This window comes from [Pantoea] beijingensis (assembly GCF_022647505.1).
Lineage (GTDB): Bacteria > Pseudomonadota > Gammaproteobacteria > Enterobacterales > Enterobacteriaceae > Erwinia > Erwinia beijingensis.
On record NZ_CP071409.1, the window covers coordinates 1503110 to 1526586 of the forward strand.

Below are 23477 nucleotides of genomic sequence, written 5' to 3' on the forward strand. Positions count from 1 at the left end.
GGCATTCTAACGGCAGGCTGATGAATCCTCAGGAATGCGATATGCATCGATGCCTGTCACAGATAAGACGGGAACTGAGATGATTTAACGTATCTCCGGGATAACCTTGCCGCCGTTGCCAGAATTACGGGCAAATGGGTGTGTCTCTGCCAACGCGACAGGAGAGCAATGACGACATTTTTCATCATTGTCTCCTTACCAGTTCCACAGCGTGCCATCTTCAAGACGGGCAACGGGCAGATAAGCAGGCTCATAGGGATATTTTGCCGCCAGCTTTTCATCAAATTCGATACCCAATCCGGGCTTGTCGCCCGGATGCATATAGCCATCGCCGAACGTCCAGTTGTGCTGAAATACTTCCAACATCTGCTCTGAATAGCCCATATATTCCTGTACACCGAAGTTTGGAACCCACAGATCAAAGTGCAGTGCGGCAGCCATGCAAACAGGCGAGAGATCGGAGGGGCCGTGCGAGCCGGTACGTACCTGGTACAGTGATGCAAAATCAGCGATGCGGCGCATACCGGTAATCCCACCCGCGTGCGTAATGGTCGTGCGAATATAGTCGATAAGCTGCTCTTCTATGAGCTGCTTACAATCCCAAATACTGTTAAACACTTCGCCAACGGCGATCGGGGTGACAGTATGCTGACGAATCAGGCGGAAGCTCTCCTGGTTTTCAGCGGGTGTCGGATCTTCCATCCAGAACAAACGATAATCTTCGATGCTCTTACCAAAGCGTGCCGCTTCAATCGGCGTCAGGCGGTGATGCATGTCGTGCAACAGGTGTTCATTAAAGCCGAATTTATTACGAATGGCATCAAACAGCGTTGGTGTGAAATCAAGGTACTTTTCCGTTGACCACAGTTGCTCTTCCGGCCAGTGACCTTTCGTTGCTGGCTCGTAAGCCTGACCTTTACCCTTTGCCATACCATAGGTGGTTTTCATGCCCGGAACGCCGCATTGTGCCCGAATGGCTTTAAAACCCAATTCTTTATGTTTGGCGTAATCATCAATAACTTCATCAACGGTATGGCCCGTGGTATGGCAATAAACCATAACGCCCGTACGTGAAGCGCCGCCCAGGAGCTGGTAAAGCGGCATATTGGCGGCTTTACCTTTAATATCCCAAAGCGCCATATCGACAGCGGAAATGGCCGACATGGTGACCGGCCCCCGACGCCAATAAGCACCTTTATAAAAGAATTGCCAGATATCTTCGATCTGATGGGCGTTCCGACCAATCAGCTGCGGGCAGACATGATCTTTCAGGTAAGACGCAACGGGTAACTCGCGGCCATTAAGCGTGGCGTCTCCGATGCCGGTCAAGCCATCTTCGGTGGTGATTTTAACGGTCACAAAGTTCCTGCCAGGGCAGGTAACAAAGACTTCAGCGTTAATAATTTTCATTGTTTGGCCTTTTAGCTACGAGCGATGCAGAGAAAACTACGTGTATTAATACTACCATACAAGTTGTATTTGCTATTTGTCCGATCGCGGTCACAAATGCATTCGGGGAATTTTCACACTGCGTAACTCAATGTTTTTGCCACTGTTGGTATTCGCTGCGCCGCTTTAACGGCGCCGTTTCCGGCAGCAGGGCAAGGCCAATAATTGATAGTACACCCAGCACCACAACATAGATGGCCAGGCCATAGTAGTGACCACCGGTCATCTGTAATATTTTGACGGCAATCAGGCCCAGTACGCCGCTACCGATCAGCGAACCGATTTGCCAGATTAAAGCAATGCCGCTACAGCGAATATGCGTGGGAAACAGTTCGGGGAACCAGGAAGCCTGTGGCGCATAGCACATGCTATGACCCAAAGTCAGTACAACGATCATTGCGAGTTGCGTCAGCCAAAAACTGTTTTGTTCCAGTGCCATAAAAAAGGGAACAATGGTCAGTGTAAGCAGTACGGCACCCATGATATAGACGGGTTTGCGGCCGATACGGTCGGAAAGATGTCCCATTATTGGAATGGCAATAATTTCCAGGATCACGGCGACGATCATGGCTTCCATCAGCAAGGTTGCATCAAGATTATTCGCTTTGCCCCAGGCAAGAATGATGACGGTAAACATGGCAAAGGCACAGGCTTCAATCAGTTTAGCAGCCACCCCCTTCAACACGATCCCCGGGTAGTCACGTATCACTTCCATTACCGGGCGTGACTCTGCCGCTTTGGTTTCACGTATTTGTGCAAAAACCGGCGATTCATCAATGCGCAAGCGAATAAACAGTCCCACGATGACCAGCAGCGCACTCAGGAGGAAGGGGATCCGCCAGCCCCAATCCATCATTTGCTCTGGAGAAAGCGTAGCATTTAAGATCGCAAACAGAGCCAGAGGCAATAAAAAACCGGTAGGGGCACCGATCTGCACCCAACTGGAGAAATAACCTCGACGCTGAGGTTGTGAATATTCTGCTGTCATCAATACAGCTCCAGCCTGCTCACCGCCGACGCCAAAACCCTGCAATACGCGAATAGCTATCAGCAGAATAGGAGCCAGGACGCCGATTTTCTCATAGCTGGGTAGCAGCCCGATGCAAAAGGTACCGAGTCCGACAATCAGTATCGTGATGACTAGTGCTTTTTTGCGTCCGACTTTATCGCCGATGTGGCCGAACACAATGCCGCCTAATGGTCGCGCCAAAAAACCTACGGCATAGGTGGCGAAGGCAGCCAGTGTGCTGATCAGCGGATCGCTGCTGGGGAAAAAAAGATGACCAAAAAAGAGCACGGCAGCGGTGCCATAGGCAAAAAAATCATAGTACTCCGCTGCAGTGCCGATGGCGGATGCAGTGGCTACGCGGCGCATAATCTGGCGATGTGATGTCAAGTTTACAGCCGTAGCAGATGCTGTCTGGGTCATATAAGTGCCTTTCTCGTGGACGATTATCAGATGCAGGTGATGTAGTTCTACTACCATACAAGTAATAAGGCAAAATGCCGCGAGCGAGATCACGTTGTTTACTTATTAATCGCAGAAGGAGAGGCACTCTCGACACGAGAGTGCTGAACATGTGCGGTGGGCGCGGTAAATTTTATCGTCAGCAGGACACAACGCTTACTAACGGTCTGCAAGCGGTATCTTCAGGCTAACAGCTCACAGGATGGTGGTAAGCGGCAGGAGAGAGCATTGGGCACCACTTCGATCCGAAATTCGGTACCGCTCAGCGGCTCGCCGTCGAGATTGAAGGTGATTTCATGCGGAGAAGCAATCGTTAACCATGGCAATGAAGCAGAAATAATATTGGGATTATCGTCATTGCGGGTAAGCGAATGCAGTAACGTCGGCAAAAGTTCTTGCGATGTTACAATACTTAATTCCAGCAGGCCGTCATTGATTAATGCGGTTGGGCATAATCGCTGGCCACCACCTGCCTGACGGCCGTTGCCAATGCCAATCGCCAGAGCATCGCCTTGCCAACTGAAATCGGGGCCATTAAGGGTGCAGCGGTCCGGCTTTAACGTGTCCATACGCATGAGGCCGTGGATAAAGTAAGAGACACCACCCAGTGCCGATTTGAGTTTTTCCGGTGTTTCGGTGGTAATGCGAGTACCGAATCCGCCCGTTGCCATATTGATAAAATAGCGATCCTGGTTCACACGGGCCAGATCGATATCGACCGCTTTACCGACTATTGCCAGCCGAAGCGCCTGCTCCATTTCCTCAGGAATGCCCGCGCTGGTGGCAAAATCATTTGCGGTCCCCAGTGGCAGAATACCTAAAACCGGGCGTGAGGCCGCAGGCAATTTTACCAGCGCGGTTGCGATTTCATTGATGGTGCCATCACCCCCGCCAGCCACTACCGTCGAGGCATCCAGTTTCACCGCTTCCTCAAGATAACGTGCTCCGTCACCGTGTTCCCAGGTCACGCGCACCATAATGGGGTATCCTTCACCACGTAACCGGGCAATAGCAGCACGTAGCGCTTCGTTGCCTGCGCCTTTTCCATTCAAAATGACCAGCGTTGTTGGCTGCTTTTTCATGTTAGTTCCCTGTTGATTACCCGACTCTTCATACATCGAACCTGTCGCTTTATTGGCTGCGTCTTATGCCTGTAACCCGATAATTTAAGGCAGAACTCAGGTTATAACATATCAGTTTGACCTTTTTTATCAGAGAAGTGAGTGAATGCGACGACGAAAAAAGAAAAGCCCGCGCGGGGGAGCCGGGCGGGCAAATGAGGTGGTTCCTGATATACACTCCTCATATCTGTAGCTGCATTGATGTCGACTGCGCTTATCTGGCCGAATCACTTACCTGAGTAAATTATCGGGCCACGTTCGCTGGCCGGCTGCATACTGCATCAATTATTGAGGGTATAGCGCTGCTATTTCTTGTTGCTCGTTTTTAAGCAAGCCCGATACTAACCAGGAAATATACAGGCGAATGTGATCACATTCTAATATTTGTAACAACTCGTTAATTAACGGGGAGGGCAGCGTCGCACCGGCACGGATGGAATTTACTGGTGAAATGCTTTCGAGCATGGCCCGTGACGTGAGCCCCCCGACGTCACGGGATGCCGCCCTTAACCGTGCGGCTGGCGCGTAGTGTTCCCTGAAAGGTTTCGCATCAATAAGGCATACTGCAAATCGATGGTTTCCGGTACCGGGATCCAGACAAAGTGTCCATTGCCGGGGGCGACATCAACCGACTGAGCGTGGTTATTTTCCATTTCCTCCAGCGAAAAGTTGATGTTGCCTGCCGGCGTCATCAGCTCAAGGCTATCACCGACGGTAAATTTATTTTTTACATCAACCTGCGCCAGCGATCCGCGTCGCTCGCCGGTAAATTCGCCGACAAATTGTTGGCGGTCGGAGATCGAATAGTTAGTGTCGTAATTTTGATAACTTTCATGGGTATGGCGGCGTAAAAAACCTTCGGTATAGCCGCGGTGGGCTAATCCTTCCAGCGTTTCCAGCAGGGTGGTATCAAAGGGCTTACCGGCAGCTGCATCATCAATGGCGCGGCGATAAACCTGTGCGGTGCGAGCGCAGTAGTAAAATGATTTTGTACGACCTTCGATTTTTAACGAATGTACGCCCATCTGTGTCAGACGTTCGACGTGGGCAACGGCACGCAGGTCCTTTGAATTCATGATGTAGGTGCCATGCTGGTCTTCAAACGCAGTCATATATTCACCGGGACGCTGCGTCTCTTCAATCATAAATACTTTACTGCTGGGTTCTCCGGCACCCAGCACCGGTTCCACATTTCTGACCGGAATAGGTTGATGCAGATGAACGATATTCCCGGTATCGTCTTCTTTTCCCTCTTCCAGCTTATATTCCCAGCGACAGGCATTGGTGCAGGTTCCCTGATTCGGATCGCGCTTGTTTATATAGCCGGACAGCAGGCAGCGGCCTGAATAGGCCATGCAGAGCGCGCCATGCACGAAAATTTCCAGCTCCATCTCAGGCACTTGCTGACGAATTTCTTCAATCTCTTCCAGCGAAAGCTCGCGTGAGAGGATCGCGCGGGTGAGCCCCATCTGCTGCCAAAATTTAACCGTGGCCCAGTTGACTGCGTTGGCCTGTACCGACAGGTGGATTTGCATATGAGGAAAAGCTTCGCGGACCAGCATAATCAGGCCCGGATCGGACATGATGAGGGCATCCGGGCCCATATCAATCACCGGTTTTAAATCACGAATAAAGGTTTTTAACTTGGCATTGTGGGGGGCAATGTTCACCACCACATAAAATTTTTTACCCAGCGCGTGGGCTTCATTAATGCCGGTAGCCAGATTCTGATGATTGAATTCATTATTACGGACACGCAGGCTATAGCGTGGCTGGCCGGCATATACCGCGTCTGCGCCATAGGCGAACGCGTAACGCATATTTTTCAGCGTACCGGCCGGAGAGAGAAGTTCCGGTTTAAGCATAGTGATCTCAGTCTGATGTCAGGTCAGCGCGCTGTGGCATCACAGCGCGTTCCTTCAGGAATATCCCCTGTGGAGGTGGGGAATTGTAGGCAGGGGAAGGCTCAATGTAAATTGCGCTAGATCAAACGACACACATCGGCTTCCCAACGGTAGCCCATGCCGTAGACCGCGCGAATAAATGGTTGGTCACTGTCCAGAGCCTCAAGTTTACGCCGGAGATTTTTGATATGGCTGTCGATAGTACGATCGGTGACCACGCGATAGTCGTCATACAGCAGATTAAGCAGTTGTTCGCGTGAAAAGACTTTTCCCGGTTCCTGGGCCAGCGTTTTTAACAGACGGAACTCCGCCGGGGTCAGATCGAGCAGGCGATCGCGCCAGCTGGCCTGAAAACGGCCTTCATCGATGACCAATAGTGAAGCCTTTTGCACCTCTTCTTGCGAAGGTTTAATACGCCGCAGCACCGTTTTTACCCGAGCAACAACTTCCCGTGGGCTAAAGGGTTTACAAATATAATCGTCGGCACCCAGCTCCAGACCGAGCAAACGATCGATCTCTTCCGTTTTTGCCGTCACCATGATCACGGGTAGTTCGGAAAAACGGCGGATTTCACGGCATAACGTCATCCCGTCGGTGCCCGGGAGCATGAGATCAAGCAATACTAAATCCGGTGAGTTTTGCTGAATATAGGCGATGACGTCGTTGCCGTGAGAAATGTGATGAGTGCGATAATTCGATGCCTGTAAATAGTCGATTAACAGTCGGGCAAGTTTCGGCTCGTCTTCAACGATCAGGATCAGCGGCTCGTAATAATGTGGGTTGGTCATTTTATGGGTACCTTGTCAGCTAAGCAAAATAGCTGTGCGGAATAGTACTACAGATGGTGGCACGCAGATAAGCCACCTGGCTGGCGAGCCTGTCACGTCATCGGAAACGCGCCTTAGCGACGCCAGTGGCCTTGATTGTGGATCTCATCCAGCGGTAACGTCAGCGTAATGCGCAGGCCACCTAAAGAAGAGTGATCCGCACTTAAGTGTCCGCCATGGGCTTCAGCAATATTCTTACAGATAGCCAGTCCCAGTCCGGAACCGCCGCTGGCACGGTTGCGAGACCCTTCCGCACGATAAAAGCGTTCAAAAATCTGCTGACGCTGGGCATCGGAAACGCCGGGCGCGGAATCATCAAAATGCAGTAGCATTTTTCCAGGCTGAGTCTCCAGCGATATGGTGAGCCCTCCGCCTGCATCGGTATAGCGCAGGCTGTTTTCCATCAGATTGCTGAACAGCTGCATCAGGCGATCGGCATCGGCAAAAAATACCGCATGCTCCGGCAAAGATAACGTTAAGGATAGCTGACGGCTGTTAAACCGGGCGCGAAAGCTGCCTGCAACCACTTCCAGTAAGGACACAATATCGGTTTGCGCTTTTCGATACGCCAGCGCCCCCTCGTCCGAGAGCGACAGTTGATGTAGATCGTCAACCAGTTTCGTCAGTGTGGACACTTCAGTTTGTAGCGAAGAGAGCGCCTCCGGCGTTAATTTGCGTACGCCATCCTGCATCGCCTCCAGTTCACCACGCAGGATAGCCAGTGGGGTCCGCAATTCATGAGAAATATCGGCCATGAAGGCGCGGCGCATGCTTTCATTTTTCTCCAGGGAGCTGGCCAGTTTGTTGAAATCCTGGGCCAGGCGACCAAGCTCATCATCACTACCGACCTGAACGCGTTTAGAAAAATCACCGGCTGAGAGGTGCCAGGTGCCTTCAACCAGTCGCTTGACGGGGGCCAGTAGCCCGCGTGACATCAGCCAGGTGACAGCCGCCGCCAGCAGTGTCGACAGCCCGACAATCAGCCAACTGGTCCGTTTCTGCTGCTGGTCGAAATTGATATCGGCACTGCGGGTCAAACGTTCGGGCGGTGACCCAATGACCCAACCCACGATATGATTATTGCTGGTAATGATTTCACGCCGCGTTCCCTCCTGCGGAACGGGGGTTTGCGGCCCAACCAACACGCGAGACTGCTGGTCAATAATCCAGAATTGTGTCCGCCAGCCGCGCGGAGGAAGCTGATTATTTGCATCCGGGTTCTGTTCCAGCGAACGCAGAATAGTAAATACCAGCTTGTTGTTATTACGCAGGAAATCCCAGTTACCATGCTGTTCGTATTGATCGGAAAGCGCATCGCTGAGTAAAACCAGCCGCTGTTCATTACCGCGCTTGATATAATCGATAAAGCCGCGTTCAAAGCTGATGCGTACTCCCCAGTGCATGGTAATCAACACCAGCATGCAGGTTGAAAAGATGGTAAAAAACAGCTTCGCGGAGATGCCGATACGTATTTTTCTCATTATTTCTTTTTGCCCCTGCGCGAGAGAATGACATTTTTGCTGATATCCGTCGGTACTCGCCAGAACACCAGCACAGGAAGCATAATGACCACCGACATGCAGAGATAGGTATAGATAAAGGTTTCGTGCGCCAGCGTACTGTCGGCGATAGCCTGATGACCAAAGGTACCCAGCAGTAAGCCGGCAAGGGTAACGCCAATACTCATTGCCAGCTGCATTACCATCGACAACAGACTGTTACCGCTTGAAGCCAGATCGTCCGGGAGTTCTTTGAGCGTAAGTGTATTCATGGCGGAGAAGCGTATGGCGTTGACCATCCCCTGAAGGAACAGCACCAGTGGCAGCAGCCAGAACCAGCCCATCACCGCCACAACCGGAAAGAGCATCACCACAAATGTCAGTGCGAGCGTGCCTCCAACGAGGACGTTACGGTAGCCAAAACGGTTAACTATCTGCACCACGATGCGTTTCATTCCCATATTACCGAGGACCATGGGGATCATCATCAAACCAGCATGAAACGGGGTATACCCCATACCGATCTGTAAAAAAAGTGGTGTCATAAACGGTAGCATACCGCTACCGATGCGCCCGGTTAAGCTGCCGAGCAGGCCAATGGAATAGATGCGGTTTTCGAATAATTTCAGGCTAAATAGCGCTGCATCGTTACCCCGTGCGTGTAGCAGATAAAACAGCAGTGAGAAGACCCCTGCCAGGATAAAGAGTCCCAGCAGCAGCGGAGAGATGCCCAGCCCGCGCTGTCCGTCCAGTGCCATCGTCAGCGTTGCCATGCCGGCGGCCAGCAGGATAAAGCCTAAGAAATCGAAACGTCGGGTCTGTAGCTGGTAATTGGGCATTAACGACATTGTCGCGATGGCGCCGATTAACCCGACCGGCAGGTTAATCAGGAAGATCCAGTGCCAACTGGCATATTCAACCAGTACGCCACCCAGCGCCGGGCCAAGCAATGGGCCAATCTGGCCGGGTAGCGTTACGAAAGTCATCGCCGCCATATACTGCTCGCGCGGGACGATTTTCATTACCGTCAAGCGGCCAACAGGCACCATCATGGCGCCGCCAATGCCCTGTACTACGCGCGCCATGACCAACTGGTCCAGCGTGCCGGACATGGCACACAGCAACGAGCCGAGGCTGAACAGGATAATGGCGGTGAATAGAATATTGCGTACGCCGAAGCGATCGGCCAGCCAGCCGCTAACCGGTAAGGTAACGGCGACCGTCAGGACATAAGAGACGATAACCGAGTGCATGTGCAATGGGCTGACGTTGAGGTCGCGCGCCATTGACGGCAACGCGGTATTCACGATGGTAGTATCCAGCGTTTGCATAAAGAAGCCAAAGGCGACGATCCACAGCTGCCAGCGAACCGTCGCAGGTTGGGTACTCATTGGTCGCTATGCCCCTTATTCAGGTAGTTGGTCAACATCTTGTCCTCCTATTGGGTCCGTCACAATGCACTGATATCCGCTGTTGCAGGACGTATCTTTTTCCGGCTGAGCTTATCCATAAAGAGATAAACCACCGGCGTGGTATAGAGCGTGAGTAACTGACTCATGATCAGTCCTCCCACGATGGTGATCCCCAACGGCTGGCGAAGTTCTGCTCCATCGCCACGGGTCAGCACCAGCGGCAGTGCGCCGAGCAGGGCCGCTAGTGTGGTCATCATAATGGGGCGAAAACGCAGCAGGCAGGCCTGAAAAATGGCATCGCGCGCTGTCATATTGCCGTGGCGTTGGGCTTCAAGTGCGAAGTCGACCATCATAATGGCGTTTTTTTTCACAATTCCGATGAGTAACATGATGCCAATCAGCGCTATCAGGCTAAAGGGGGCGCCGAAAATTTCAAGCGCCAGTAGTGCGCCTACGCCAGCCGAGGGCAGGGTAGAGAGGATTGTCAGTGGATGCACGTAGCTTTCATACAGGATCCCCAGCACGATATAGACGGTCGCAATTGCTGCAATAATGAGCATTACCTGGCTATTTTGCGTCTGTTGAAAAACTTGCGCGGTGCCCGCGAAGCTACCGCGTACGCTGGAAGGCACACCCAACGCTGTCATGGTGCGATCGATCGCCTCAGAGGCTTCAGAGAGTGATGCGCCTTCGGGCAGGTTAAAAGAGATAGTCGTGGCGGCAGATAACCCCTGATGGCTGACGGAAAGTGGGGCATTTGCGGGTTGCCATTTTGCAAAGTCAGAGAGCGGAATCGGTTTACCTTCGCTATTGATCACAAACATCTGGTTCAGGGCGCTGACATCCTGGGTATAGCGTGGGTCGACGGTCATCACCACTTTATACTGATTAAGAGGTTGATAAATTGTCGAAATTTGACGCTGACCAAAGGCGTTATTCAACAAGGAATTCACGTCAGAGATAGTAATACCCAGCCGATACATACTGTCCCGATCGTAGATGATCGCCATCTCCGAACCTTTGTCCTGTTGATCGGAGTTCACGTCTGCTAACTGCGGTAACCGAGAAAAGGCGAGGCGGATTTTCGGTTCCCATTCGCGCAGGTCCGCAAGGTTATCCGAGAGCAGCGAATATTGATAACTGGCATTCGATTCTCTGCCACCTACGCGAATATCCTGCACCGCCATCAGAAACAAGCTGGCACCGGGTTCTTTTGCCAATTTCACGCGCAGGCGGGCAATCACCTCTTGCGCACTCTCTTTGCGCTCGGAAAGTGGCTTCAGCGAGATAAACATTGAACCGCTATTGGTACGCGAACCACCGGTAAAGCCTGTCACATTAATAACGGCCGGATCTTCACGCACTATTTTCATGAAATCTTCGAGTTTGCCGCGCATCGCCTGAAAAGAGATGCTTTGATCGGCGGAGATAAAACCGGTCAGCCGTCCGGTATCCTGTTCCGGGAAAAAGGTTTTCGGGATGCTGATGTAGAGGTAAACCGTGAGTCCAATGGTCGCCAACAGCACCATCAGCGTCCAGCGAGCATGCTGTAGCACCCAGTGCAGTGAACGTCCATAGCCCTGCTGTAGCCCAAGCATAAGTTTGTTAAATCCACGCGTACGCGGCTGGCTCTGTTTCGTATGCGGCTTCAGCAACCAGGCGCACATCATTGGCGTCAGGGTGATCGAAATCGCCAGCGAAATGGCAATGGCTACCGACAGCGTGACGGCAAACTCACGGAACAGGCGCCCGGGCAGCCCCCCCATCATTAGCAGCGGAATAAATACGGCGATCAGCGATACGCTCATGGAGAGTACGGTGAAACCGACTTCGCGTACGCCCTGCAGGGCGGCCTGTAATGGCTTTATGCCAGCCTCAATATGACGTGAGATATTTTCCAATACCACGATGGCATCATCCACGACAAAACCGGTGGCGATAGTCAGTGCCATCAATGACAGGTTGTTCAGACTAAAGCCGCACAGGTACATTGCCGCAAAGGTGCCGATTAACGAGACCGGTACCGCTACGGCAGGGATCAGCGTCGCCCGCCCGGAGCGCAGGAAGGCAAATACCACCAAAATGACCAGCCCAACGGCAATGACCAGTGACTGCTCGACTTCCGCCAGCGAGGCGCGAATAGTCGGAGAGCGGTCCTGGGCGATATCAAGGTTAATCGCCGCGGGAATAATTTCTTTCAGTTCAGGGAGTTCGGCGCGGATGCGATCGACGGTATCGATGATATTGGCTTCGGGCGATTTTCTTACCATCAGCAGAATAGCCGGGCGAGCATTGGTCATCCCGGCGTTGCGCACATCTTGCACTGAGTCCCTGACTGTAGCCACATCCTGGAGTCGCACCGCCGCGCCGCCGTTGTAATGAACCACCAGTGGGCGGTATTCCTCGGCGGTCTTCAGTTCATCATTAGTTTTTAGCTGCCAGCGCTGCTGATGATCCTCTATGGCGCCTTGTGGCCGACGTACGTTGGCGGAGGCAATTGCATCACGCACCGCATCAAGCGATACCCCCTGATTAAATAGCGCCTGTGGATTCAACTCTACGCGCACGGCGGGTAAGGAGCTCCCACCCACGGATACATCGCCTACGCCGTCAATTTGTGACAGTTTTTGCGCCAGTTGCGTAGACGCATAATCGTAAAGTTGCCCTTGAGAATAGGTGTCTGAAGTCAGCGTTAAAATCATGATTGGCGCGTCTGACGGGTTCACCTTGCGGTAAGTTGGGCGGGAGGGCATGCCGCTGGGGAGCAGCGCCTGGGCAGCATTGATGGCAGACTGCACATCACGCGCGGCACCGTTGATATCTCGATCGTAATCAAACACCATAATAATTCGCGTGCTGCCCAGCGAGCTGCTTGAGGTCATTTCACTGACCCCAGCAACACGACCGAGCGCGCGTTCCAGCGGTGTAGCGACTGAGGATGCCATGGTTTCCGGGGAGGCACCCGGCAGCGAAGCGCTGACTAAAATGACGGGAAAATCGACCTGTGGCAGCGGAGCCACCGGGAGTAAACGAAAACCAAGAATGCCTGCGAGCGCAATTGCCAGCGTAAGCAAGCAGGTGGCTACCGGCCGGTGAATGAATAGCGCGAAAAACTTCACGATACCGTCTCCCTACGCTTAAAACGACGGCGTGTCGCATGCGAAAGGCGATCGAACAACAGGTAAATAACCGGCGTGGTAAATAGCGTCAGGATTTGGCTGACAATCAGACCGCCGACCATGGCAATACCAAGTGGGTGGCGCAGTTCCGCGCCAACGCCCGTACTCAGCATCAGCGGTAGCGCGCCCAGCAGTGCCGCCAGCGTGGTCATCAGAATCGGACGAAAACGCAGCAGACAAGCCTGATAAATGGCTTCATACGGAGCCATTCCCTGCTCACGCTCAGCCGCAAGGGCAAAGTCGATCATCATGATGGCATTTTTCTTCACAATCCCAATCAGCAAAATGATGCCAATGATGGCGATCACATCCAGCTCGTTACCGCTTAGCATTAGCGCCAACAGGGCACCAACACCGGCGGTGGGCAGCGTAGAAAGAATGGTGATGGGATGAATGAAGCTTTCATAGAGCACGCCCAGCACGATATACATTGCCACCACTGCGGCGACAATCAGCCAGACGGTATTCCCAAGTGCGGCCTGGAAGGCCAGCGTGCTGCCCTGAAATTCGGTCATGATTTCTGACGGCATTTGTAACTGCTGTTCGGCATCGGTAATCGCGGCAACGGCCTCACCCAGTGAGGATCCTTCGCGGAGGTTGAATGAGAAGGTCGTCGACGGGAACTGATCGAGGTGATTAACGCTGAGTGCGCCATGACGCTGCTCAATCGTTGCGATTGCATTGAGCGGTACGCTGCCGCCATCGCTACCCTTCAGGCGAATACTATCCAGCGCGGCGAGACCGGGCGTGGCACTGTAATCCTGTTCCAGCACCACGCGATACTGATTTGCCTGGGTATAGATTGTGGAGATCAGACGCTGACCAAATGCGTTGTAAAGCGCATTATCAATCGCAGACATCGAAATTCCGAGGCGGCTGGCGCTATCACGGTCGACTTTTACCCAAGCCTCCAGTCCCTGATCTTGCCAGTCGCTGCTGACATCCTTCAGCTGTGGCAGCGTATTCAGGCGGGCCAATAGTTCGGGCACCCATTTGCTGAGTGAATCGAGCGAGCCCGTCTGCAAAGTAAATTGATACTGGGTGCGGCTTAGTTGAGTATCAATCGTTAAGTCCTGTACCGGCTGCAGATAGAGCTGAATACCTGGCAGCGTTGCGATCTGTTCCTGAAGACGGGTAATGACCACCGGGATGCGATCGGCTCGCTCGGAAAGCGGTTTAAGATTGATCTGCAGGCGACCGCTGTTCAGTGCCGGGTTAGTGCCATCCACGCCGACGTAAGAGGTCAGGCTTTGTACCGCCGGATCCTTCATTATAATTGATGCCACTTCTTGCTGGCGTTGTGCCATGTTGGCATAAGAGACAGATTGCGGTGCCTGTACCGTGCCCTGAATAATCCCGTTATCCTGAAGCGGGAAGAATCCTTTGGGGATCAAGACCCACAGCAGCAGCGTTAACAGTAAGGTGCCGATGGCGACACTTAATGTTAACCATGGATGGCTGAGTACCCGCTTCAGAAAACGTCCATAAAGCGCGATGACACGATCGAACGCTTTTTCACTGGCGCGTGAAAAGCGATTCTGCTTGCGTAACGATTCTGCACTTAGCATACGCGCGCACATCATTGGCGTGAGCGTCAGTGACACAATGGCGGAGATTAAAATAGCAACCGCTAGCGTAACGGCGAACTCGCGAAATAATCGTCCGACAATATCGCCCATAAACAGCAGCGGGATTAATACCGCGATCAGCGAAAAGGTGAGGGAGATGATAGTAAAACCAATTTCACCTGCACCTTTAAGCGCAGCCGCCATCGGCCTTTCACCTTTTTCTATGTAGCGTGAAATGTTCTCAATTACCACGATGGCATCATCTACGACGAAGCCGGTCGCAATGGTGAGCGCCATCAACGTTAAATTGTTGACCGAGAAGTTGAGGAAATACATGGCGGCGAACGTTCCTACCAGCGAGAGCGGGACGGCAACCGCGGGGATGATGGTGGCAGGAACATTGCGTAAAAACAGATAGATGATCATAACCACCAGCGCGATAGCCAGCATTAGCTCGAGCTGCACATCATGGACAGAGGCACGAATATTGGTGGTGCGGTCGGATAACAGTTTAACGTCAACCGACTTGGGTAACGATGCCGTCAGCGCCGGTAGTAGCTGGCGAATATTGTCCGAGGTGGTAATGATATTGGCACCAGGCTGGCGCTGAATATTAAGCACGATGGCCTGCTGGCGGTTTGCCCACGCGCCCAACCAGCTATTTTCTGCACCTTGTTCGACGCTGGCGACATCACGCAGTCGTACCGCAGCGCCGTTGGTCCAGGCGACGATCAATTGCCGGTAATCTTCGGCAGACTGCATCTGATCGTTAGCGGATAATGTGACGGAACGTTCAGGGCCGTCAAGGCTTCCTTTTGCTGAATTCACGTTGGCGTTACCGATCGCGGTACGCACATCTTCGCTATCCAGCCCCAATGCGGCCAGCGCCTGCGCGTTCATCTTAACGCGAACCGCCGGGCGCTGACCTCCGGCAAGGGTGACCAAACCGACACCAGAAACCTGTGAAATTTTCTGCGCTATGCGCGTTTCCACCATATCTTCAACCTGCGTCATGGGCATGCTGGTGGTTGTTACCGCCAGCGTCATGATGGGGGGATCGGCTGGGTTAACCTTGCTATAGACCGGCGGGTTCGGTAAATCTGTCGGCAACAGGTTGGTGGCTGAGTTAATCGCGGCCTGGACTTCCTGTTCTGCAACATCAAGCGGTAACGTCAACTGAAACTGTAAAGTGACAACCGATGCACCGCCGGAGCTTTGCGATGACATCTGCTTAAGCCCCGACATCTGGCCAAACTGACGCTCAAGCGGGGCGGTAATCGCAGAAGTGACAACGTCCGGACTGGCACCCGGATACAGCGTGACGACCTGGATGGTTGGGTAGTCAACTTCCGGCAGCGCGGAAACGGGAAGCGCCCGGTAACCGATAATTCCGGCCAGCAGGATAGCCAGCATTAGCAGTGTCGTTGCCACCGGACGCAGAATAAACTGTCGTGATGGCCCGCCGGTGGAACCTGGAGGCATAACCTGCATCAGGGGCGTTCCCCTCTTGCAGGTTGGGCGATCTTACCGGAAGCGATTGCGGTGCTTTGTGGTGCGACGACTTCAATGGTTGCGCCGTCGGTCAGGCGGTCCAGACCGTCCGTTACCACGCGCTCACCGGCATTCAGCCCTGCCTTAATCACCACTTTCTCACTGTCCTGGATGCCCACGGTAATCCGTTTTTTACTGACTTTGTTATCGTTGTTAACGACCCAGACAAAATGCCCTTCATTACCCATCTGTAAGGCTGCGGGGGGAATCACGATCGCATCACGTAAGGTGTTTACCTTAAGACGGCTATTAACAAATTGATTGGGAAAGAGGTCATCGTTTTGGTTTTCAAAGCGTGCTTTCAGCTTGACCGTTCCGGTTGTGCTATCGATTTGGTTATCAAGGCTGAGCAGTGTTCCTTCTGTCAGTTTGTTGGTGTTGCTGCGATCCCAGGCCTCGACCGGTAATGGCTCTCCACTTTTTTGTGCCTGTAAAATGAGGGAAATATCATTTTCCGGTAGGCTAAACACCACATCAACAGGATGTGTTTGAGTAATGACGACGAGGCCGTTGGTATCGCCACTGGTAATGTAATTACCGATATCAACCTGTTTGAGTCCGACACGTCCGGAAATAGGGGCGATGATGCGGCTGTAGGTGAGATTTAATTCGGCACTGGCAACGCTACCTTCATCGGCTTTAATGGTGCCCAGGGTTTCACTGACCAGCGAACGCTGAGTATCCAGTTGCTGTTGCGAGGCGAGGCCTGTTTTCGCCAGCTTTTCATAACGGGCAAGGTCTCGACGGGCATTCGCCAGCGTAGCCTGATCTTTGGCCAACTGCCCCTGCGCCTGAGTGAGTGCAACCTGATAAGGGCGCGGGTCGATCTCGGCCAGTAACTGGCCGGCGGTAACCTGTTGTCCCTCAGTAAAGTGCAGCGCCATCAGTTCACCATCAACGCGACTACGCAGGGTAACCGTATTGGCCGCCATCACCGTACCTAAACCGGAAAGGTATTGAGGCACGCTCTGGCTGCTGACTGTGGCCGCCTGAACCGGAGCCAACGGCATTGAGCGTCTGCCGCCTTTGCCACGATTAGGCTGGGGTTGTGCACTGTTCTCCGGTGTGTGGACGTTATGTTGCTGCCAGCCGTAGATGCCAGCAATCGCCAGCGCCGCTACGACGGCAACGATCACTATTTTTTTCGACACGCGTTTCTTACTCTTCATTATTGGTTCGTGCTCTCCAGCGCGTACTCGTATTGCCTGACGTTGTCGGCCCATAAAGGGGACTGGGTTGACGTTATCATGCGACGCCCGTCAGCCCGACGAGCTTTGTTATCCGGTGGTTTCATCGCCGGGCCGGGAATGTAGGCCATTCCGCAAAGTGTTAAATACGGTAGGAACGGGTCAGGATCATTAGTTTAGCCAGTTAACGCGGTAAAAAAATGAAGGAATTAAGGATAACGTTGCTGGCAGCGCAAGATTACCCGAATAGCGTCGTGATTTACATCCTGCAAATCTTTAGCTGGAATTTGTCAAGGAGAGTGACGTGAGATTTGCTACGCTGAGATTCCTGTCACATTCTTGGTAGCGCAGGTTATCCTGCTGGCGGGTTTCGTTCCCGATAGCTGGAGATGCCGCTCGGTAACCCGGCGTGTTACGAGACAGGTGCGCTAATTTTATTCAGTCACTGGAGTATCTCGATGAGTCAATTAGAACAACGTCAGCTTGGACGTACTGCTATTCAGGTTCCGGTACTGACCTTTGGTGGTAATGTTTTTGGCTGGACGATCGATCAGGCTACCTCATTTTCACTGCTGGATTCGCTGGTGGAAAAGGGGCTTTATTTTATCGACACCGCCGATTTTTATGCGCGTTGGGTGCCCGGAAATCAAGGCGGAGAATCAGAAACCATTATTGGTAACTGGCTGAAAAAAAGCGGCCAACGTGATCGGGTTATCCTGGCTACCAAAGTCGGTATTGAAATGGGACCGAATAAATCAGGTCTGTCACCTCGCTATATTCGTCAGGCGGTAGAAGACTCGCTGCGGCGTTTACAAACTGATTATATCGATCTTTATCAGGCCCACCGCGATGATGAGGATACGCCGCTTGCCGAAACGCTGACAGCATTTGATGCGTTGGTGAAAGAGGGCAAAGTGCGTGCGATTGGTGCATCTAATTACAGCGCAGAACGCCTGTCTGAGGCACTGGAGACCAGCAAGCAACTTGGCTTGACGCGTTATGAAACGTTGCAGCCGGAATATAATCTCTACGATCGTCAGCAGTATGAGAGCGGTCTGGAGAACGTTGCAGAAGAGCATGGGATTGGGGTGATTAACTATTTTTCCCTCGCCAGCGGGTTCCTGAGCGGTAAATATCGCAGCCCGGAAGATGCGCGTAAAAGTCAGCGCGGCGATGACGTCGTTAAAAAGTATCTTAATACGCGGGGCTTTAAGATCCTCAAGGCGCTGGACGAGGTTGCCGCGGCCCAGCGTGCTACACCAACGCAGGTAGCACTGGCCTGGCAGATTGCGCGGCCGAGCATTACGTCACCGATAGTCAGCGCCACATCGTTGCAGCAGCTTGATGAACTCAGTCATGCGGCACGGCTGAAATTGCGTGATGAAGAGATCGCGTTGCTGGCGGATGCCAGCAACTACTAACGAAAATTGACCTGCGCCCAGCGTGCAAGCCCGGCGGTGACTGAACCAAAATCATCGCCGCTTGCCAGTGGGATATCAGGTAGCTGTTGTTGCAGCGCATTACGCAGCAGAGGTGAACGTGCGCTGCCACCGGTAAGGTAGATAACATCTGGTCGGGTGCCGCTGGTGGCTAAGGCTAGCCTGACCTGTTCCTGAATCCGCTCCAGTGGCTGTTCAATTGCTGCCCGTAGCGCCTGCTGGTCAATGTTGGTGCTCAGTGATGGCGAAATGAAATCAAGAGCGGTTTTAATCTGCTGCTTGTCCGACAGGGCAATCTTGCTCTCTTCGGCTGCGCGTACCAGCCGATAACTTAAGCGCTGCTGCCATACGCTCAGCAGGCGCTTTACCTTATCCGACTCCTCGGCATCGCGGATCAGATCCAAAATCTGTTTACGGCTGGCGGCGGAGTAGAAATCACTTTGTGCCGGAACGTCATTGATAGCAACCGCATTCCACCACGGTAGCGCCGGTAGCGCGATGCCTTTATGCGTTTGTCCACCGAGTCCCAGATGTGGCATCAGCTCTTTAAATGCCAGCATAATATCAAGATCGTTTCCACCAACGCGGCAGCCACTGTGCCCCAACAGGCTTTCACTACGCTCTGATTTCGCCCCCCATTCTGGGCCCATCAATAGCATACTGCAGTCGGTGGTTCCGCCGCCGATATCGACGACCAGCACGCGGGTCTCTTTTTGCAAGGTTGCTTCGAAATCGAGTCCGGCGGCGACAGGTTCGAATTGAAATATTACCTCGTCAAAGCCTGCACGTTTCGCCGCGCGTGCCAAAATGCCCTGAGCTTGTCGGTTAGCATCATCGCCGCCCAGCCCCTGAAAGTTTACCGGCCGGCCAATCACTGCCCGATCGATGGTTTCAGCGAGCTGAGTTTCCGCAGTTTTGCGGATATGCAGCATCATGGCGCAAACCAGATCTTCGAATAGCGCGATTTGTTGCGGTTTGAGGCCGCTGGCACCAAGGAAAGATTTCGGGGATTTGACAAACCAGACGTCTTCCGGATCGTCCATATACAGTGCCAGTGACGCCAGGCCAAACTGCACGCTATTAACGTTAACCTCGATATCTTCCTCGCGATTAAATGAGATAGCGCGACGCAGTAACGCCTGATTTTCGACATCAGGCGTGGCGACCTGGTGATGGCGGAACAGCCATTCGCTGATGGCTTCCCGCGAGGGTGCACACAGCATTGAAGGCAAGTAGGGTGAGCCATTTTCCAGCGGTAGCAGGCGCGGCAAGCCATTTTCCATCACCGCGACCGAGCAGTTAGCCGTACCATAATCGAAACCGATAAACATGTTTCCCCTCCTGATGTCGAAAAAGGGGGCGACTTTAGCGCAGCCGGAAGCACATGGCAACGCATAAGGTGAGGTTGATCGTGATCAATGAATCCGCAGATTAGCGCATAACGGATTAGTTGGTATCGGATCGGTTCATCAGCAGTGCCTTGAGTGGCTCTCTTACGGCTACCGCTTCACCCCATGCCATATCAATTCCCAGCGTTGTAAATGTCGCCAGCGAGGCGGGGAGCGTTAACGGGCCCGCGATCGTTGCAATATTGAGCCGATGGGCATGACCATGAATGATCGAAACCATCATCTCATCCATCAAATTGAAATGCACATTGGCGATGAGATTGGCATTAAACATCAGGAAGTCGATGTGATCGGCGCGTAGCAAATTTAGCGCGTTAAGATTGTTGCAAAAATTGCGCAGGACAAATCGACAGCCGAGTGCTCGCAGGCGAGCAATGTTTTTCTGCTGAACGAGATGCTCTGTCGGCAGCATTTCAGCATCAAGCAGAAAATAGAGCTGGGTTGCGGGCGTTTGGTTTTGCTCAAGATGGCTGATAATTTCCGTGACTATCGCATCATTTTGCAATCCGTAGTGGGAAAGCGGTAACGCCAGCGTGATGGCTTTTTGCGTCGCCTCTGACGCATAACGGGCAAAAAAGGCGGCTATTATTTTACGATCCAGCGCCAGGAATAGCGCTGCATCCTGCAGGCTATGGCGCAGATCGGTTTCTTCTATGATATCGCCCTCTGCCGATATCAACTGAATCTCCGTCAGCCAAAAGCGTGCTGATTGTGTACTGTTTGGCGGCGCGACAGCCCACGCCATCAGACGTAGGGTATGCGTTTCGATTAGGATCGCATTTTCTTCCCGGTTATTAACCTGCCGGAGAGGTCGCTGTAAACGAGGTTCAAAGATAGAGACCTGACCTCGTCCGTTATGTTTGGCGTTATAACATGCGAGGTCGGCCTGTGACAGCACATCACTGCTCACACAATTAGTTTGATTGATTTGCGTAATTCCTGCGCTGGCACCGATGCGATAGAGACTGTCACCCCATTGAAAGCGATAATCGTTAATCGCATCGACCATGCGCTGGACAATTTCCCTGGTTTGTTGAGTGGTGCTGTCTGCGATCAGCAAGCCAAACTCATCGCCGCCCAAACGTGCCAGCATATCGCTGCTGCGTAAATGTGACGTCATTAAATGTGCCAGCTCACGCAGTAATGCATCGCCCGCTGCATGGCCTGCGCTGTCATTTATTGCTTTAAAACGATCAAGGTCGATAAACGTCAGCGTGTGTTGCTGGTTATCGCTGGCGGAAGCCAGCAAACGTTTTAGCTGATGTTCAAAACTGGTTCGGTTTGGCAGTAGCGTTAGCATGTCATGTGAGGCGCTGTAGCTGAGCTGTTTTAAAATCTCCCGTGATTCACTCACATCCTGCATGACGATTACGCTGCCAATTGTTTCTCCTTCCAGCGTTTTCAATGGCGTAATGCTGTAATGAATTTCAAATTTTTCACCCGCGCTATTATGCAGAACCAGATCGTGATCGGTATCTGAAGGTGAAGTGCTGGCCGGCAGCGCGAAATGCTGCTCAGCCTTTATTTCCGGGCCGTGGCGGCCTCGCGTCATGCGTAGCAGTGCTGCCAGTGGTTTTCCGGCCGCATTCTCCTGTGTCCAGCCGGTCATTCTTTCCGCAACGGGATTCATGAAGGTGACCAGCATCTTTTTATCGGTACTGATGACCGCTTCTCCGATGGCATCAAGCGTAATGAGCATGCGCTCTTTTTCACGGAAGAGCGCCTCGTTGAGTGCCCGTAATTCGGTGATGTCCTGGTTGATGCCCAGCATACGCTCAAGACGCCCCTCTTTATTTAGAATAGGGTTAGCCCGTAAACGTATATAGCGTATGTCACTGCCATTTTGTATCCGAAATTCCATATCCAGTGGCTCACAGGTGTTGAGGGCACGTTTCACTGCCAGCTCGGCTAGCGTCCGGTCCTCTTTTACCACCCGCTGCAGCCAGAAAAGGTACGTGGGTTTTTCCTCTGGAGATAGCTGGTAAATTTCAAACATCTGCCGGTTCCAGCTCATCTCATTGCTTGCCATCGTCCATTCCCATACGCCGATGCCGCCGGCTTCATTTGCCAGCGTGATGCGCTCCATTAGTCGACGGTTCTCTTCGTTGGTGTGCTTGAGTTCGGTGACATCTTCAATTTGTGCAATGAAGTACAAGGGTTGAGCTTCGGCATCCCGCACCAACGAAACGGCTAATAGTGCCCAGACAACCTGGCCATCTTTGCGAAAGTAACGTTTTTCCATGGTGTAGCTTTGAATTTCACCGCTAAGTAGTGAAGCCAGCTGTTGAAGATCCGCATTTAAATCATCCGGGTGCGTTATTTGCTGAAAAGTGAGCCGCTTCAACTCATCTTGATGGTAACCCAGTAGATGACACAGGGATTGATTCACCTGCATCCAGACGCCATTAGGAGAAACCAGTGCCATACCGATGGCTGAATACTCCATGGCATTACGGAAGCGATCCCCGCTTTCACTGATGTGTTTTTTCTCTTCACGCAAAGAGTGCATAACCAGCGTCATAACATGGCTGGGGATCAGTGTGAGCAGCAGAGGAAGCCAGGGGGTGCTGGCAAAAAACGCGATATGGGTGATCAGATGATCAAGCTGGTGTGATGCCATCATCAAAGACATCATTGCGATATTGAGCAGGAATACCAGAAAGGCGTCAAGCCGCGGTAGACGGACGGCGCTCCAGAGCAGGATGAGAATAACAAAGGTAAAAGGCCACGGCAGAAAACGCAGTACGAGATAACAGAGTAGCAGTGTGCTGAGCAGTGTGATAATGCTTTCATACACGGATTGTCTGTTGAGAGAGCGGCGTAAAAAATGGTTATGCCATAGCAGGCAGACCGGACCGAGTGCCAGCATCCCAATGACTTCAGAAATCACCCAGGTAGTAAAAAAATGCACTGGGTGGGGCCGCGCATCCTCCAATAGCCATGTGGCCAGCAAACCACCTAATATTGGCGTCACTACGCCGACCGCAAGCACCATTTTGCTCCAGCTAAACAGTGACTCAAGCGGGGCATGACGATTGAGCAGCAAACGTAGCAGATAGCCACCCAGCAGCGACTGCGCCAGGTTAATCAGTGCAAAGTGGAGATGAGCGATGGAGGGGCCAAGCAAAATAGTATGGGCGAGGATAATACCCACAAAGCAGCCTGGTAATAAAAGGAAAAGGTCGCGGACAGGGTGCCTAAAAACCACAATGGTCATCAGTGCCGTTGATAACCACAAAGGGGAAATTTGCCCACTGACAAGAATAAGCTCAAGACAGAAAAGCGCTAATAATAAGCTTAATATGCCAAGCGTAACGGCATTCCTCCAGTGCGGTAAGCCGTTACGTGAAGAAGAGGGTATATCTATGGTCATTAACGAATCCAGCTCTGCGCCTGAAGGCCGAATCGGCGCACTCAATATTACCTTTGCATGCTAGCACATCCGCCGAATGCTGCCCGGTGCA

13 protein-coding genes are annotated in these 23477 nt (G+C 52.5%); 1 reads left to right on the plus strand and 12 read right to left on the minus strand.

Annotated elements, in window-relative coordinates:
- Positions 1 to 195: 195 nt before the first annotated feature.
- From manD to J1C60_RS06810, 10 genes are all read right to left on the minus strand, one after another.
- Positions 196 to 1410: a D-mannonate dehydratase ManD gene (gene manD, locus J1C60_RS06765; RefSeq protein WP_128178794.1), complete on the minus strand. Its 1215-nt coding sequence runs from the start codon at positions 1408 to 1410 to the stop codon at positions 196 to 198.
- A 127-nt stretch (positions 1411 to 1537) separates the two neighbouring features.
- On the minus strand, positions 1538 to 2878 hold the full coding sequence (locus tag J1C60_RS06770; RefSeq protein ID WP_128178795.1) for an MFS transporter: 1341 nt from the start codon (positions 2876 to 2878) through the stop codon (positions 1538 to 1540).
- Positions 2879 to 3099: 221 nt separating this feature from the next.
- A complete protein-coding gene (gene yegS / locus J1C60_RS06775) occupies positions 3100 to 3999 on the minus strand; it encodes a lipid kinase YegS (RefSeq protein WP_128178796.1) in 900 nt (299 codons plus the stop codon).
- A gap of 545 nt (positions 4000 to 4544) precedes the next feature.
- Positions 4545 to 5903: a prephenate-dependent tRNA uridine(34) hydroxylase TrhP gene (trhP, locus tag J1C60_RS06780; protein WP_128178797.1), complete on the minus strand. Its 1359-nt coding sequence runs from the start codon at positions 5901 to 5903 to the stop codon at positions 4545 to 4547.
- 116 nt (positions 5904 to 6019) lie between these two features.
- Positions 6020 to 6730 (minus strand): envelope stress response regulator BaeR, encoded by a 711-nt coding sequence (gene baeR, locus J1C60_RS06785; protein WP_128178798.1) that lies wholly within the window; start codon positions 6728 to 6730, stop codon positions 6020 to 6022.
- A 113-nt stretch (positions 6731 to 6843) separates the two neighbouring features.
- Positions 6844 to 8253 (minus strand): envelope stress sensor histidine kinase BaeS, encoded by a 1410-nt coding sequence (gene baeS / locus J1C60_RS06790; RefSeq protein ID WP_128178799.1) that lies wholly within the window; start codon positions 8251 to 8253, stop codon positions 6844 to 6846.
- Positions 8250 to 9659 carry an MFS transporter gene (gene mdtD / locus J1C60_RS06795; protein ID WP_128178800.1) on the minus strand — a complete coding sequence of 470 codons (1410 nt, stop codon included), beginning with the start codon at positions 9657 to 9659 and terminating at the stop codon, positions 8250 to 8252. Before mdtD ends, baeS begins: the two co-directional genes overlap by 4 nt.
- Positions 9660 to 9718: 59 nt before the next feature.
- A complete protein-coding gene (gene mdtC / locus J1C60_RS06800) occupies positions 9719 to 12799 on the minus strand; it encodes a multidrug efflux RND transporter permease subunit MdtC (protein WP_128178801.1) in 3081 nt (1026 codons plus the stop codon).
- A complete protein-coding gene (locus tag J1C60_RS06805; RefSeq protein ID WP_128178802.1) occupies positions 12796 to 15918 on the minus strand; it encodes an MdtB/MuxB family multidrug efflux RND transporter permease subunit in 3123 nt (1040 codons plus the stop codon). Before J1C60_RS06805 ends, mdtC begins: the two co-directional genes overlap by 4 nt.
- On the minus strand, positions 15918 to 17147 hold the full coding sequence (locus J1C60_RS06810) for an MdtA/MuxA family multidrug efflux RND transporter periplasmic adaptor subunit (protein ID WP_128178803.1): 1230 nt from the start codon (positions 17145 to 17147) through the stop codon (positions 15918 to 15920). The genes J1C60_RS06805 and J1C60_RS06810 overlap by 1 nt, the downstream gene beginning before the upstream one ends.
- A 476-nt stretch (positions 17148 to 17623) precedes the next feature.
- On the opposite strand from J1C60_RS06810, the gene J1C60_RS06815 reads away from it, so the two are divergent.
- Entirely contained in the window at positions 17624 to 18586 is a 963-nt protein-coding gene (locus J1C60_RS06815; RefSeq protein ID WP_128178804.1) for an aldo/keto reductase, read from the plus strand.
- Here the strand turns inward: J1C60_RS06815 and yegD are convergent.
- Both yegD and J1C60_RS06825 read right to left on the minus strand, forming a co-directional pair.
- Positions 18583 to 19935, minus strand: a complete 1353-nt coding sequence (gene yegD, locus J1C60_RS06820) for a molecular chaperone (protein WP_128178805.1) — start codon at positions 19933 to 19935, stop codon at positions 18583 to 18585. The two genes, J1C60_RS06815 and yegD, sit on opposite strands and share 4 nt — an antisense overlap.
- A gap of 115 nt (positions 19936 to 20050) precedes the next feature.
- Positions 20051 to 23386: a diguanylate cyclase gene (locus tag J1C60_RS06825; RefSeq protein WP_128178806.1), complete on the minus strand. Its 3336-nt coding sequence runs from the start codon at positions 23384 to 23386 to the stop codon at positions 20051 to 20053.
- Between the last annotated feature and the right edge of the window lie 91 nt (positions 23387 to 23477).

Excerpts from the sequence above, each read along its gene's own strand:
- manD (WP_128178794.1), bottom strand. The coding sequence starts at position 1,410 with ATGAAAATTATTAACGCTGAAGTCTTTGTTACCTGCCCTGGCAGGAAC.
- J1C60_RS06770 (WP_128178795.1), bottom strand. The coding sequence starts at position 2,878 with ATGACCCAGACAGCATCTGCTACGGCTGTAAACTTGACATCACATCGC.
- yegS (WP_128178796.1), bottom strand. The coding sequence starts at position 3,999 with ATGAAAAAGCAGCCAACAACGCTGGTCATTTTGAATGGAAAAGGCGCA.
- trhP (WP_128178797.1), bottom strand. The coding sequence starts at position 5,903 with ATGCTTAAACCGGAACTTCTCTCTCCGGCCGGTACGCTGAAAAATATG.
- baeR (WP_128178798.1), bottom strand. The coding sequence starts at position 6,730 with ATGACCAACCCACATTATTACGAGCCGCTGATCCTGATCGTTGAAGAC.
- mdtD (WP_128178800.1), bottom strand. The coding sequence starts at position 9,659 with ATGAGTACCCAACCTGCGACGGTTCGCTGGCAGCTGTGGATCGTCGCC.
- J1C60_RS06805 (WP_128178802.1), bottom strand. The coding sequence starts at position 15,918 with ATGCAGGTTATGCCTCCAGGTTCCACCGGCGGGCCATCACGACAGTTT.
- J1C60_RS06810 (WP_128178803.1), bottom strand. The coding sequence starts at position 17,147 with ATGAAGAGTAAGAAACGCGTGTCGAAAAAAATAGTGATCGTTGCCGTC.
- J1C60_RS06815 (WP_128178804.1), top strand. The coding sequence starts at position 17,624 with ATGAGTCAATTAGAACAACGTCAGCTTGGACGTACTGCTATTCAGGTT.
- yegD (WP_128178805.1), bottom strand. The coding sequence starts at position 19,935 with ATGTTTATCGGTTTCGATTATGGTACGGCTAACTGCTCGGTCGCGGTG.
- J1C60_RS06825 (WP_128178806.1), bottom strand. The coding sequence starts at position 23,386 with ATGACCATAGATATACCCTCTTCTTCACGTAACGGCTTACCGCACTGG.